This is a genomic window from Rhodococcus sp. IEGM 1370 (genome assembly GCF_033142325.1).
In the GTDB taxonomy this organism is placed as follows: domain Bacteria; phylum Actinomycetota; class Actinomycetes; order Mycobacteriales; family Mycobacteriaceae; genus Rhodococcoides.
In genome coordinates this window covers 99,018-112,808 of sequence record NZ_JAWLRY010000001.1, presented here as the reverse complement: position 1 = coordinate 112,808, position 13,791 = coordinate 99,018, and the positions used below count along the sequence as shown (strand labels likewise).

The 13,791-nt window shown below is 64.6% G+C and carries 14 protein-coding genes; 10 read left to right on the top strand and 4 right to left on the bottom strand.

The features are described from left to right. The first annotated feature begins 75 nt into the window (after positions 1–75). The 4 genes from R4P47_RS00575 to R4P47_RS00560 all read left to right on the top strand — a co-directional run bounded on the left by R4P47_RS00575 (position 76) and on the right by R4P47_RS00560 (position 4,730). Complete coding sequence (locus tag R4P47_RS00575; protein ID WP_317783870.1) at positions 76–1,323, top strand: molybdopterin-dependent oxidoreductase; 1,248 nt, start codon at positions 76–78, stop codon at positions 1,321–1,323. Beyond that, the gene (locus R4P47_RS00570; protein WP_317783869.1) at positions 1,320–1,850 is read left to right on the top strand and encodes a hypothetical protein; all 531 of its coding nucleotides are present in this window, start codon (positions 1,320–1,322) and stop codon (positions 1,848–1,850) included. The genes R4P47_RS00575 and R4P47_RS00570 overlap by 4 nt, the downstream gene beginning before the upstream one ends. A 47-nt stretch (positions 1,851–1,897) precedes the next feature. After that, complete coding sequence (locus R4P47_RS00565) at positions 1,898–3,754, top strand: propionyl-CoA synthetase (RefSeq protein ID WP_269594843.1); 1,857 nt, start codon at positions 1,898–1,900, stop codon at positions 3,752–3,754. A gap of 73 nt (positions 3,755–3,827) precedes the next feature. Further along, positions 3,828–4,730: a DMT family transporter gene (locus tag R4P47_RS00560; RefSeq protein ID WP_283347738.1), complete on the top strand. Its 903-nt coding sequence runs from the start codon at positions 3,828–3,830 to the stop codon at positions 4,728–4,730. A 36-nt stretch (positions 4,731–4,766) separates the two neighbouring features. Here the strand turns inward: R4P47_RS00560 and R4P47_RS00555 are convergent, their stop codons facing one another. Further along, positions 4,767–6,095, bottom strand: a complete 1,329-nt coding sequence (locus R4P47_RS00555) for a cryptochrome/photolyase family protein (protein WP_283347737.1) — start codon at positions 6,093–6,095, stop codon at positions 4,767–4,769. A 141-nt stretch (positions 6,096–6,236) separates the two neighbouring features. Between R4P47_RS00555 and R4P47_RS00550 the strand changes: the two genes are divergently transcribed. The 4 genes from R4P47_RS00550 to R4P47_RS00535 all read left to right on the top strand — a co-directional run bounded on the left by R4P47_RS00550 (position 6,237) and on the right by R4P47_RS00535 (position 9,580). Next, positions 6,237–6,443 (top strand): hypothetical protein, encoded by a 207-nt coding sequence (locus R4P47_RS00550; protein ID WP_068047758.1) that lies wholly within the window; start codon positions 6,237–6,239, stop codon positions 6,441–6,443. Between the two features lie 10 nt (positions 6,444–6,453). Continuing rightward, positions 6,454–7,182, top strand: coding sequence for a response regulator transcription factor (locus R4P47_RS00545; protein ID WP_283347736.1), 729 nt, complete (start codon positions 6,454–6,456; stop codon positions 7,180–7,182). Then, entirely contained in the window at positions 7,179–8,480 is a 1,302-nt protein-coding gene (locus tag R4P47_RS00540) for a sensor histidine kinase (RefSeq protein WP_283347735.1), read from the top strand. The genes R4P47_RS00545 and R4P47_RS00540 overlap by 4 nt, the downstream gene beginning before the upstream one ends. Before the next feature lie 62 nt (positions 8,481–8,542). After that, the gene (locus tag R4P47_RS00535) at positions 8,543–9,580 is read left to right on the top strand and encodes an isopenicillin N synthase family dioxygenase (RefSeq protein ID WP_283347734.1); all 1,038 of its coding nucleotides are present in this window, start codon (positions 8,543–8,545) and stop codon (positions 9,578–9,580) included. Here R4P47_RS00535 and R4P47_RS00530 read toward each other — a convergent pair. Beyond that, positions 9,573–9,932 (bottom strand): FKBP-type peptidyl-prolyl cis-trans isomerase, encoded by a 360-nt coding sequence (locus R4P47_RS00530; protein ID WP_032377394.1) that lies wholly within the window; start codon positions 9,930–9,932, stop codon positions 9,573–9,575. The genes R4P47_RS00535 and R4P47_RS00530 overlap by 8 nt on opposite strands. 85 nt (positions 9,933–10,017) lie before the next feature. After that, positions 10,018–10,692, bottom strand: coding sequence for a DUF2848 domain-containing protein (locus R4P47_RS00525; RefSeq protein WP_283347733.1), 675 nt, complete (start codon positions 10,690–10,692; stop codon positions 10,018–10,020). Between the two features lie 130 nt (positions 10,693–10,822). On the opposite strand from R4P47_RS00525, the gene R4P47_RS00520 reads away from it, so the two are divergent. Further along, positions 10,823–12,172: an MFS transporter gene (locus R4P47_RS00520; RefSeq protein ID WP_317783868.1), complete on the top strand. Its 1,350-nt coding sequence runs from the start codon at positions 10,823–10,825 to the stop codon at positions 12,170–12,172. On the opposite strand, the gene R4P47_RS00515 is transcribed toward R4P47_RS00520, so the two are convergent. Continuing rightward, positions 12,144–12,785: a GntR family transcriptional regulator gene (locus R4P47_RS00515; RefSeq protein ID WP_068047784.1), complete on the bottom strand. Its 642-nt coding sequence runs from the start codon at positions 12,783–12,785 to the stop codon at positions 12,144–12,146. The two genes, R4P47_RS00520 and R4P47_RS00515, sit on opposite strands and share 29 nt — an antisense overlap. A 46-nt stretch (positions 12,786–12,831) precedes the next feature. Between R4P47_RS00515 and R4P47_RS00510 the strand changes: the two genes are divergently transcribed. Beyond that, positions 12,832–13,632, top strand: a complete 801-nt coding sequence (locus R4P47_RS00510) for a carbon-nitrogen hydrolase family protein (RefSeq protein ID WP_269594836.1) — start codon at positions 12,832–12,834, stop codon at positions 13,630–13,632. The last annotated feature ends 159 nt before the right edge of the window (positions 13,633–13,791 follow it).

The window sequence follows — 13,791 nt, the reverse complement described above, 5'->3', positions numbered from 1 at the left end:
GAACGGGCTCGAAGTGCGCTAACCTCGACCTCACAGTTTGTACTAATGGGTACAAAATTGGAGACGGGAACCAGAATGCAGCGACTTCTCACGTTCCGTAGCCCGATCCGCGGCGTCTGGTTCACGTCGGTCCTGGCGTCCGTCCTGCTCGTCGCCCTGCCGATCGTGACGATCACCGGCTTCATCTCCTGGGCCGCATACGGCCCGCAGTTCGGCCAGGCCATGCCGGGCGACGTCGGGTGGCTACGAATTCCGTCGTTCGACTGGCCGACCGAGCCCGCCTGGCTCTATCGGATGACCCAGGGCCTGCATGTGGGACTGGGACTGGTCATGGTGCCGATCGTGCTGGCCAAGCTGTGGTCGGTGATCCCGAAACTGATCGAGATGCCCCCGGTTCGCAGTGTCGCGCACCTTCTCGAGCGAATCTCGTTGTTGGCGTTGGTCGGTGGCATTCTCTTCGAGATCATCACCGGTGTGCTGAACATTCAGTACGACTACATCTTCGGCTTCAGCTTCTACACCGCGCACTACTGGGGCGCCTGGGTGTTCGTCGCCGGCTTCGTCGCCCACGTGGCGCTCAAGCTGCCGACCATGGTGACCGCGTTGAGAACGCGGCCGTTCCTGGAATTGATGCGCATTCGAGTCGCTGACACGGTGCCCGATGCCGACGACGAATCAGGGCTTGCTGCAACCGATCCCGCTCCGGCGACGATCAGCAGACGCGGAGCTCTCACACTCGTGGGCGGTAGCGCACTGTTCGTCGCGGTCCTCAGCGTTGGGCAGACGACGGGCGGACCACTGCGCTCGGCGGCGATCCTGCTGCCTCGCGGACGCTCGTACGGTGACGGCCCCAACGACTTCCAGATCAACCGCACCGCGCAGTCCGCAGGCGTCACCGATGCGCAGACAGGCGATGCGTGGCGGCTGACCGTACTGGCCGGCGGTACCGAGGTAGTACTCACCCGAGCTCAACTCGAGCAGATGGATCTGCACACCGTCGAACTCCCGATTTCCTGCGTCGAGGGCTGGTCGACGGTGCAGACGTGGACCGGAGTTCCGCTGCGAGATCTGGCGGCACTCGTGGGTGTCGATGCCGTCGATACCGGTGAGGTGCGGTCGCTCGAACCCGTCGGGTCGTTCAACCGCGTCACCTTCGGAGGACACCAGATGATGCATCCGGATTCACTTCTCGCACTGAAAGTGAACGGGGCCGACCTGTCCCTCGATCACGGCTATCCCGCTCGCATCATGATGCCGGCGATACCCGGAGTGCACGCCACCAAGTGGATCGAGTCCGTCGAATTCTTCGAGGAGCGAGCATGACGACGTTTCGAGCCAGGTACGGCGCAGGACCGATGCATCTCGCGGTCACGGCCGGCTGCCTCGCCCTGGCCGGCGCGGTCGTCCTGACGATCGGCTTCCCTGCACTGTGGAACACCGATACGTGGTGGCAGTCCATCGGACTCTGGTTCGTCGGGGCAGCGGTGGTGCACGATGCGATCCTGTTTCCGCTGTACGCCGTGCTGGACCGGACGCTGGTCGCTCGTCTGGGCAGGTTCGTCAACGCGGTCCGCATCCCCGCGCTCGGGGCGGGTTTGAGCCTGCTGCTGTTCGCACCGGGGATCTTCGCCCACGGGAGCGAAACGTACGAGGCCGCCACGGGTCAGACACAGGAGCCCTACGCAATGCGATGGCTGCTGTTGGTAGCGGGGATGTTCGCGGCCAGCGCCGCGTTCTACGGCGGCCGCGAAATCCTCAGGCAGAGGCGTCGACGCAATCTTGACGTGCACCGGGCACGGTTGCACGCAACGACCGCCGGTCGACGGGATTCCGCCGGTCGTCGCCGGTAGTGCGCAACCCGGCCCGCACCACGCAGCCCCGAACTACGCTCCACAACATGAGTGGCGAGTATCGGCAGGCCTTCGACGACAGTATCGACAACCGCGAGCAATTCTGGCTCGACGCCGCAGCGGGAGTCGACTGGGACACCCCTCCCACCAGCGCGTTCGACGGCACTCACTGGTTTCCCGGGGCCCGCCTGAACACGTGCTACAACGCGCTCGATCGGCACGTCGACGCCGGACACGGCGACCGGACCGCGTTGATCTACGACTCGGCGATGCTCGGACTCACCCGCAGCTACACCTACGCCGAACTTCTCGACCACGTCGCTCGATTCGCCGGTGTGCTGCGTGAGCAGGGCGTCGGACCGGGCGACCGCGTGGTGATCTACCTCCCGATGATCCCCGAGGCCGTCGTCGCGATGCTCGCGTGCGCTCGACTCGGCGCGGTGCATTCGGTGGTGTTCGGCGGCTTCGCAGCCAAGGAGCTGGCAGCGCGAATCGACGACGCCGAGCCGGTCCTGCTGATCACCGCCAGCGGTGGGTTCGAGCCGGGTCGCGTCATCGAATATCTGCCGCTGGTGCAACGCGCCCTGACGCTGACGACCGCGAAAGTCCCCGCGGTGATCGTCAAGACCCGCGAGGGAATCCCCGGCAGTCACGACTGGCTGGACTGGGACTCCCTCATCGCCGACGCCACCGCCGCACAACCGGTTTCGGTGTTGGCAACCGATCCGCTCTACATCCTCTACACCTCGGGCACGACCGGTAAGCCCAAGGGTGTGGTGCGCGACAACGGCGGTCATGCCGTCGCGCTGACGTGGTCGATGCGCAACATCTACGACGTGGGAGCCGGTCAGGTGATGTGGACCGCGTCCGACGTCGGCTGGGTGGTCGGGCACTCGTACATCGTCTATGCGCCGCTGTTCGCCGGTGCCACAACGGTTCTGTACGAGGGCAAACCCGTCGGGACTCCCGATGCCGGCGCGTTCTGGCGGGTGATCCAGGATCACGGTGTCCGTGCCCTGTTCACTGCGCCGACTGCACTGCGCGCCATCCGCAAGGTCGATCCCCATGCGGCCGAGCTCGAGAAGTACGACGTCTCGTCGCTCGAGACCCTGTTCGTCGCAGGTGAGCGTCTCGATCCCGATACGTACGAATGGATTTCGCGAACCCTGGACCGGCCCGTGGTCGACCACTGGTGGCAGACCGAAACCGGGTGGGCCATCTGCGCCAATCTTCGCGGTCTGGAACCACTTCCGATCAAATCGGGCTCGCCGACGGTGCCGGTGCCGGGGTTCCAGGTCGGTATCCTCGACGCCTCGGGCAATCCGGTGGACGCAGGCACCGAGGGCAACATCGTCGTGAAGCTGCCGCTGCCACCGGGCGCGTTGGTGGGGCTGTGGAACGACGAATCACGTTTCCAGCGTTCGTATCTGGATACGTTCCCCGGGTACTACCTCACCGGCGATTCGGGCTACATCGACGCCGACGGTTACGTCTACGTCCTCGGCCGTAGCGACGACGTCATCAACGTCGCCGGCCACCGTCTGTCGACCGGGTCGATGGAAGCCGTGCTCGCCGGTCACCCCGCCGTGGCCGAATGCGCGGTGATCGGCATCCACGACGACCTCAAAGGCCAACGCCCCAGCGGGTACGTGGTACTCAAGGCCGGCGAGCAGATCACCGAGGAACAACTGCGCACCGAACTGGTGGCCATGGTCCGCGATCAGATCGGTGCCCTCGCCACGTTCCGCGACGTGACGATCGTCGGAGCCCTGCCCAAGACCCGCTCGGGCAAGATCCTGCGGAAAACGATGCGGCAGATCGTCGCCGGTGAGGAATACGGCGTGCCGTCGACCATCGAGGATCCGGCAGTCCTCGACGCACTGGAGAAGCTGCTCGGCAGATAGGCGGCGGTAATACGAGCAACCATGGCCGAAACCCGCGCGCCACAGAAGGCTCCCGCGCGATAGCGTCGTCGACATGACAGATCTCGACACCCGTCCCGCGGTGGATTGGCTTGCTCTCGGAGCCGTCACCGTCACGGTGATCTCGTGGGCCTCGGCCTTCGTGGCGATTCGCGGCGTCGGCGAATCCTTCGGAGCCGGTCCGCTCGCATTGGGCCGGTTGCTCATCGGATCCGTCGCGCTCGGTGCGATCGTTATGGTCAGAAGGCAGTGGGTCAAGCCGAACCGCACACAGTGGCTGCAGATCATCAGCATCGGCGTCTTCTGGTTCGGTATCTACAACGTCGCCCTCAATGCCGCCGAGCAACGCGTCGACGCCGGCACGACGTCGATGATCATTCAGATCGGGCCGATTCTGGTCGCCCTGTTCGCGGGTCTGCTTCTGGGCGAGGGCTTTCCGAAGTGGTTGGTGATCGGAGCGGGCATCGCGTTCGCCGGAGCAGTGATGGTCGGTGTCGTCACAGCCGTCACCACCACGTCCACGACCAAGACAGACGCTGACTTCCTGGGCATCGCACTGTGTCTGGTGTCCGCGGTGACCTACGCCGTCGGAGTGCTCAGCCAGAAGCCGGTGCTGCGCACCATCCCCGGACTTCAGGTGACGTGGATGGCCTGCACCATCGGCGCAGTGTGCACACTGCCCTTTGCGCCTGCTCTGCTCGGCGACTTGTCCACTGCATCGGCGGGAGCCACCAGCGGATTGATCTACCTCGGCCTGGTACCGACGGCCCTGGCGTTCAGCACCTGGGCCTACGCGTTGACGCGAATGAACGCGGGGAAGCTCGGCATCACCACATATGCCGTTCCGCCGATCACCATCACACTGGCCTGGCTGCTACTGGGCGAGGTTCCACATTACCTCGCCGTGGTCGGCGGCATGATCTGTCTCGTGGGAGTCGGGTTGTCCCGCAGAAGATAGGGGTCACTCCGCAGGCTCCGCTAGAGCGCTGAACTCTTACAGCGCCTTGAAGCGCGCGATCGCCACTTCCCGTTCGTGTTTGTGGTCGACGATCGGCTCTGGATATTCCTTGGGCCGGCCGAACTTCAACGTGTGCACGGCTTTTCCTTCTTCGCCGCGCAGCTCCGGCACCCAGCGCCGCACGTAATCGCCGGTGGGGTCGAATTTCTCGCCCTGGGTGATGGGGTTGAACACGCGGAAGTACGGCGAGGCGTCGGTGCCCGTTCCGGCGGTCCACTGCCAGCCGTGCTGGTTGTTGGCCAGATCGCCGTCCACGAGATGCTGCATGAAGTAGCGCGCACCTCGCCACCACGGCAGGTGCAGATCCTTGACGAGGAACGATGCGACGATCATGCGGACCCGGTTGTGCATCCACTTCTCCGAGTTCAACTGCCGCATACCGGCATCGACGATCGGGAAGCCGGTCTCGCCTTTGCACCAGGCCTCGAACAACTCGTCGGCGTGCTTGCCCGAGTCGATCTCGATCTTGTCGAACTTCTTGACGTAGTTCTCTCGGGCGCTGTCGGGGCGCTGGAACAGGATGTCGGCGTAGAAGTCTCGCCAACAAATCTGCCTGCGATACGACGCTGCCCCTTCGCTGCGCAGCTTGCCGAGGTCGGCCAACATCGTTCGAGGATGAATGGTTCCGTACTTCAGATGCACCGACATCCGGCTCGTCGAATCGAGGTCGGGACGATTGCGCTCGTCGTCGTACGCCGAGACCTCCTCGAGGAATTCCTTCCACTGCTTCGACGCAGCCTTCTCACCCGCTGCCGCGTCGGACGCCTCTTTCTCGGTGGGAATCTTCGCCCGCCGAACGCCTTTCACCTTGTCCGGGTCGATCCATTCCACGGTCTTCGCGGACGTGTCGGCCGGTCCGCGCCACCCGTGCTCCAGCCATTGCCGGGAGTACGGCGTGAACACCTTGTACGGTTCGCCGTCACTCTTGGCGATCCGCCCGGGTGCGATCGCGTACGGGGATCCGGTCTCGACCAGAGTCACCTTCTCGCCGACGCGCTTGTCTCGGTCGCGTCCGTACGGGCCGTAATCGGCGCTGATGTGTACGTCCTCGGTGCCGATCGCCTGCGCGACCTTGGGGACCACGGTCTCGGGGTCGCCGTGCACCACCATCAACCGGCCGTCGAGCTGCTCGTTCAATGCTTCGAGCGAACGGAACAGGAAATCCTTGCGCGGCCCGCCCGAGGGCTTCAGTAGACGGTCGTCCAGTACGAACAGCCCGAGCACCGGATCTCCGGACTCGGCAGCGGCGGTGAGTGTGGGCAGATCCCCCAGACGGAGATCACGGCGAAACCATACGAGCGACATGGTTCCAGTCTTACCCACCGACGCGGTCGGCAATCACAGCCCGCTCTCGGCCGAACTCTCAGAGAACCGCCAACGATGGCTCACCATGGCCGCAACATGGGGCTCTACCTTGGGAAACACAGAAGAGAAAAGGAGAACACCATGACGAACACACGCCCCTTCCCCGGCGCTCTTTCCCTGGTGGACAGCACCTGCACCTTCGAGAAGTACTACGAGCAGCTCTACGCCAAGGCACCTGCACTCGCCTGGTCACTCGATGCCGACACCGGCCGCCGCAGTGCGCTCGAGGAGTTCTTCGCCAAGACGCCGGCCGAACGCCGAAGCACCGTCGACAGCTGGGTTGCATAGCATTGGAACGGTGACCGAATCGTCGAGTGCCCCCGCCACCGTCCTCGTCGTCGACGACGATGTCGACGTGCTGTCGTCGCTGCAACGCGGACTGCGCCTGTCCGGGTTCACCGTCATCACCGCATCCGACGGCGCGGAGGCGCTCGGCGTGGTGTCGCGATCGATGCCCGACGCCATCGTGCTCGACATCAACATGCCGGTACTCGACGGCGCGAGCGTGGTGACCGCGTTGCGCGCCATGGGAAACGACATCCCGATCTGCGTGCTCAGTGCCCGCAGCTCGGTGGACGATCGCATCGCCGGGCTCGAATCCGGTGCCGACGACTACCTCACCAAACCGTTCGTGCTGGCCGAGCTGGTCGCACGGATTCGCGCCATGCTGCGTCGTCGCGGCACCGGTCCGGTTGTGCCGGTTGCAGATTCGGGCGCGCCGAACTCGGCCGTCGCCATCGGAACCCTGGTGGTGGACATCCCGGGCTATCGCGTCCACCGCGGCGGAGCCGACATCGATCTGACCAAGCGCGAGTTCGAGTTGCTCGCGATTCTGGCGCGCAACAAGGGCGTCGTCCTCACGCGTGAACGACTGCTCGAGCTGGTGTGGGGCTACGACTTCGTCGCCGACACCAACGTCGTGGACGTGTTCGTCGGATATCTGCGACGCAAACTCGAGGCCGACGGGTCGCCGCGCATCCTCCACACGGTTCGCGGAGTCGGCTTCGTCGTCCGGGAGTCCGCATGAGCTTCTCTCTGCGCGCCCGCGTGGCCGCCGCCACGACCCTCGGTGCCACCCTCGTTGTCGCCGCACTCTCGGTGGTCACCTCGGTCGCTATTTCGCGCAACAACGTCAACCAGCTCGACGAGCGGCTGACGACGGCGTCTCAGGTGCTGATCCCGACCTCGACGACGCTGGAGGCGTTCCTCGATCAGCTCTCCGGCGCGTTCGCCGTCACCATTCGCAGTGGCGACATCGTCGTCGCGTCCACTCCGACACGGCTGCCCGCGCTCGAGACCGGGTCGCAGACCGTCGACGTCGACGGGCAACGCTTCCGGGTCTACACCGCTGTTTCGACCGCAGTGTCGTCCATCTCGATTTCCATCGGCGTGCCTGCCATCGAAGCGCAACAGGTCACCGACGAACAGCAGCGGCAGGTGATTCTGCTGGGACTCGCCGCGATCGCAGTGTCCACCGGCCTGGGCTGGCTCTTCGGTGGCAGAGCCGTCAAACCGTTGGTGACGTTGACCCGGCAGGTCAGCGCGCAACCACCGACCGCGCCCGAAACCCGCACCGGTGTCACCGAAGCCGATGCGCTCGCGGTCGCGATCGGCGGCATGCTGACCAGACTGAACGAAGCACAGGACCGCACCAATGCCGCGCTCGACACCGCACGCGACTTCGCGGCCGTCTCCGCTCACGAGCTGCGGACCCCACTGACTGCGATGCGCACCGACATCGAGGTGCTCAGAACTCTCGACCTCGAGCCGTCGCAGCAGCAGGAGATTCTGGGAGATCTCGAGCGGACTCAGGGTCGAGTGGAGACGACCCTGACCGCCCTGGAACGACTCGCGTCGGGCGAATTGTCCAGTGAGGGCGACAGAGTCGAGACCGACATCATCGACGTCTGCGACGTCGCAGCGCAGGATGCGCAACGACTGCATCCGGGACTCGACATACGCGTGGAGTACGCCGCCGACTCCGAGATCACGATGCGCGCACTGCCGACCGGTCTTCGGCTGGCCGTCGACAACGTGATCGGCAACGCCGTTCGACACGGCAACGCGACGTCGATCGTCATCACCGCCGAGCGCGAGGGCAAGACGGTACGTGTCCTGCTCGACGACAACGGATCCGGCGTTCCCGTCGAGGAACGCGAGACGGTGTTCGGCCGGTTCGAGCGCGGCACCCGTGCCGCCAAGGGTGGCTCCGGGCTCGGCCTGGCACTGGTGGCGCAGCAAGCCCAATTGCACGGTGGGCGGGCCTGGTTCACCGACAGCCCGCTCGGCGGTGCCCGATTGGTGCTGGAGCTGCAGGACAGCTGACGTTCGGCAGTCTTTACGCGGGAGAAACCTGCGGGCCCATCCGAGCCGTGGATCATGTACCCATGCACACGTTGTCGGATTTCTTCGTCCCCACCATCGACATCTCGCCGTACGTTCTGGGTGATGCCACCGCGGCAGGCGACGGGACTGCCCGACGCAGCGTCGCGGCGGACGTCGACTATGCCTGCAGCACAGTCGGTTTCATGCAGATTCTCGGGCACGGCATTCCCGAGGACACCGTGGCCGGACTCGCGTCGGCGATGGATTCGTTCTTCGGACTCGACCTGGCGAAGAAGCGAACCTACATCTGCCCACCCGAAGTGAATCGGGGATACACCGCTCCGAAGAGCGAATCGCTGAGCCTGAGCCTGGGAGTCGAATCGGCGTCGGGCATGAACGATTATTTCGAGGCCTTCAACGTCGGCACCGGAGAACCGAACACCTGGCCCGACTCCACGGAATTCCAGCGCGCCGTCGACGAGTATTTCGCCGAGGCAGCACGCGTGGCCCGGACGCTGACCACAGTGTTCGTCGATGCACTCGGTGTGTCACCGAATACGTTCTCCAACATCACCGGTCGATCGCTCGATACCCTGCGGATGAACAACTACGCGCTCGAACCCGGCATGCATGTGCCGGACGCCGAGCTCACCGGGATGAGCGAACACACCGACTACGGATTGGTGACGGTGCTGTGGGCCGATCGAGTGCCCGGCCTGCAGGTTCTCGGAACCGACCGACGGTGGCACGACGTGCAACCCGCCGACGGAGCCATGTTGGTGAACCTGGGAGATCTGACGGCCCGACTGACCAACGATCGCTGGATGTCGACGCTGCACCGGGTCCGTCCGCCGATCACCGACGGGACGATCCAGCGCAGGCGATCTGCCGCGTTCTTCCACGACGGCAACCTCGACGCGGTGATCGCGCCACTGCCGTCGTGCATCGAGCCCGGTGACGTGGCCCGGTACGAGCCGGTGACGGTAGCCGGGCACATTCACGCCAAGCTCGCGGGTTCCCGAGAGGGAACTGCCAATCTCGCGGCAACCCGCGAAGCCGAGCGGGTACGCAATGCCGTTGGCGGCCCTGCAGTTATTTGACGTCGAGCAGATCGATGACGAACACGAGGGTCTTGCCGGAAAGACGGTGTCCTGCACCGGCGGGACCGTAGGCGAGCTCCGGCGGAATGGTGAGCTGACGACGTCCGCCGACCTTCATTCCGGGAATGCCGTCCTGCCAGCCCTGGATCAGTCCGCGCAGCGGGAACTGGATGGACTCGCCGCGGTTCCAGGACGAGTCGAACTCTTCTCCCGAATCGAACTCGACACCGACGTAGTGCACCTCGACGGTGCCACCGGCCACTGCCTCTGCGCCGTCACCCTCGACGAGGTCGACCGTCACCAGGTCCAAGGGCGCCGGTCCGGCCTGAAATTCGATCACTGGCTTCGTCACTGAAGTCTCCTGCGGTTGATGCCGGCCCGCCGACGCCGGCTGTCTATCTCTGGGCATATACCGCTTCGACCATACGTCGTGACGCTCAGCCGATCGGAGCTGGCATCAATATCGTCTTGTATTCGCAGGTCAGAGTATTGCCGGTGGCGGGGTCGGTCATCTCGACCTTCCAGGCGTCGGAGAACTGATTCACCCCGTGGTGCATCGAGATGGTGCCCGAGATCAAAACCGTTCCACGCGAGAACAAGCCACGTTCGGTGAGCACATCGAGCCAGTACTGCGGCGCGAGAAGATCACCGAGCGTTCCGGTCTGGATGAGCGTGCCGTCGGCCCAGGCGGTCAACGTGATCTCGTCGAGTCGATCGGCTACCTCGGACAACCGCCACGCACCGGTGCCCAGCACGTCGGGAGCGGCGTTCTTGCTCCATGCGACGCTGTGAACTTCCAGGTCACGGTCGGTGTGATCGCACGCCACCGTGAGCAGCACGTCGTCGATCGAGTCGCCGAGGATCACCAGAGCCCACTCCGCCTCGCCCGAGGTGCGACCGTGTTGAACGGCGACGGAATCGGTCTGCTGCGCCAGATAAGGCGAGATGGGGTACAGCGCCGGGGTCACCGTCGGAGCCGGGACACCCAGTTCGGCCAGCTCCGCGATGTGCGACGCCACCTCGTCCTGGTTGCGTCCGGCATATCCCGCATTGAGCAGGGCGGTCACCTCGAGCGATTCGGTCGAGCCGTCGGGCAGCGTGAACGTGAGCATCAGTAAGGACCCTCTCCTCGTAAATTTTCTGTTTCCGATACGCCGAAAGCCTTGCGCATACGTCTTGTATACAGCAAGTATGGAGCACGTACAACGGATAGAGTGATCTCAGGCACACGAAGGAGTCGTCATGACCGAACCTGTTTCGGTGGATAGAAAAGGCCTGGCCAAGGCCTTCGCGGCCAGCCTGACCGGAACGGCATTGGAGTGGTACGACTTCGCCGTCTACTCGGCCGCCGCAGCGCTGGTGTTCCCCCTGGTCTTCTTCCCGGACAGCGATCCGCTGACCGGGACACTGCTGGCGTTCTCCACCTACGCCGTCGGGTACGTCGCCCGGCCGGTCGGTGGATTCGTCTTCGGGCGCCTCGGCGATGTCATCGGCCGCAAGCAACTACTCGTCATCACGCTGATGCTGATCGGCGTCACCACGTTCGCCATCGGCCTGATCCCCGGATACGACACGATCGGCATCGCAGCCCCGATCATCCTCGTCACCATGAGGTTCTGCCAGGGTGTTGCCGTCGGCGGAGAGTGGGGCGGCGCGGTTCTGCTCTCCAGCGAATACGGCGATCCACGCAAGCGCGGCTTCTGGTCGTCCGCCGCGCAGATCGGACCACCGGCAGGCAACCTGCTCGCCAACGGCGCACTCGCGATACTGACTCTGTCACTGACCGACCAGCAGTTCGAGTCCTGGGGATGGCGAGTGGCGTTCCTCTTCTCGGCCGTACTCGTCGGATTCGGTCTGTGGATCCGCTTGAAGCTCGAGGACACCCCGGTGTTCAAGGCACTTCAGGAAAGCGGCGATCGATCGGAAGCCCCGATCAGCGAAGTGTTCAAGACCGAACTGCGACCACTGGTGGCAGGCATCATGTCCCGCGTCGCACCCGACGTCATCTACGCACTGTTCACGGTCTTCTCGATCACCTACGGCACGCAGAAACTGGGCTTCGAGCGCAGCGAGGTACTCACCGCCATTCTGGTCGGCTCCGCCTGCCAGCTCGGCCTGATTCCGCTCGCCGGAGCCGTGTCCGATCGCATCAACCGACGCCTCGTCTACGGCGTCGCCGCTGTGGGCGGTGTGGCCTGGAGCGCCATCTTCTTCCTCGTCATCGGCGGCGGATCTCTGCCGCTGCTGATCCTGGGTGTCGTTGTGGGACTGGCGTTCCACTCGTTCATGTACGGACCGCAGGCTGCGTTCGTCACCGAACAGTTCAGCGTGCGACTGCGGTCCACCGGCAGCTCGTTGGCGTACACGATCGCCGGTGTGTTCGGTGGCGCAATGGCACCGCTGATCTTCGTCTACCTGCTGGACAGAACGGACAGCTGGGTGCCGATCGCGGGATACATCGTGATCGTCGGTGCCGTGACACTCGTCGGTCTCGCACTCGGTCGCAACCCCGACCCCACCGAGGACGAGCACTACGTGCTGCTGGGCCAGGAGCGCGAAAAGGCTACGCGCGCAGCAGAGTCTGAAGTGTGACCTCGAGGTGAGCGTCGATCTTCGCGTGCACCAGGTCCTCGTCGCCCGCACCGAGTGCGTCGATGATGGCCTGGTGCTCGGCGCACACCCGGTGCTGACGGTTCGCCGCGGTGAACAACGCGCTCAACCCGACCCGAAGCTGGCGAGCCCGCAGTCCGGCGTACGTGCGCGAGAGCAGATCGCTTCCCGCCGAATCGATCAAACTCTGATGGAACGTGCCGTCCCAGTCGATGAACTGCTTGGGTGCATCTGCGTCGTCGGAGTTCATCAGCAGTTCCTGCTGCGTCAACGCGTGCCGCATCTGCGTGATCGGCGCGTCACCGGCTCGCAGCGCACGGGTGGCCGCGTGCCGCTCGAGAACTCCGCGCAGATCCATCAGTTCGGCGATCTGGCGTCCGGACATCGCCGGCACGTGCGCGCCCCGCTTGGGCACCATCTCGACCAGACCCTCGGACTGCAACATCAGCAACGCTTCACGAACCGGGGTACGGGATACTCCGATCTGCGTCGCAAGTTCCTGCTCGTTCAGAAAAGTGCCGGTGGCGGCCGGTGAGGACAACACCTGATCGCGCACGTACTGGTACGCCTTCTCCCTCCCCGACAGCGGCTGCATACGATATGTATACCTGTCTTCCTCCGACGAAACCAGGAGTCACACCGTGAGCTCGTCCATCCGCATCAGCCTCGCCCAGATCACCAGCGGCCAACAGCCCGCCGAGAACCTCGAACTCATCGCCACCCACACCCGTGCCGCAGCGCATGCGGGATCGGATCTCGTCGTGTTTCCGGAGGCGACGATGCGATGCTTCGGCGGACCCATCCGAAAGTTCGCGCAGCCCCTGGACGGTGAATGGGCGAACGCGGTGCGCACCATAGCGTCCGACGTGGGCATCACCGTCGTCGCCGGAATGTTCACCCCCGCCGCCGACGAAAGGGTCACGAACACATTGCTCGTCACCGGGCCCGGTATCGACGCGAGCTACGACAAGATCCACCTGTTCGATGCGTTCGGATTCGCCGAATCCGACACAGTTGCACCGGGTTCGGACCCTCTCGTGGTGGACATCGCCGGCGTTCGGGTCGGCTTCGCCACCTGTTACGACATTCGATTCCCGGCACTGTTCCAGAAACTCGGTGATCTCGGCGCGGAAGTCGTCGTCGTCCCGGCGTCGTGGGGATCGGGCGACGGCAAAGTGGAGCAGTGGACCCTGCTCGCGCGGGCACGTGCCCTGGACTCGACGACGTTCGTCGCGGCCTGCGACCAAGCCGAACCCGCTGCCGCCGAGGGCAATGCACCGTTGGGCGTGGGACACAGCATCGTCTGCTCCCCCACCGGCGAGATCCTCGGGCAACTCGACGCGACGCCCGGCATGCTGACGATCGACATCCACACTGAACTCGTCGACGCCGTACGCAAAACTCTGCCGGTGTTGAAGAACCGCAAGTATTTCGACGCCTGACGGTTGCGCGAACTCGAAGTTATGGATGCCTTTCGGCCGAAATTCGTCCACAACTTCGAGTTCGCAGTTGTGCAGCCGAAAACGGCCATTTGACCTACGTAACTGCGAACTCGGCGCAGCCGGACACAACAACGCCGCCGGCTCCCCAAGGGAGTCGGC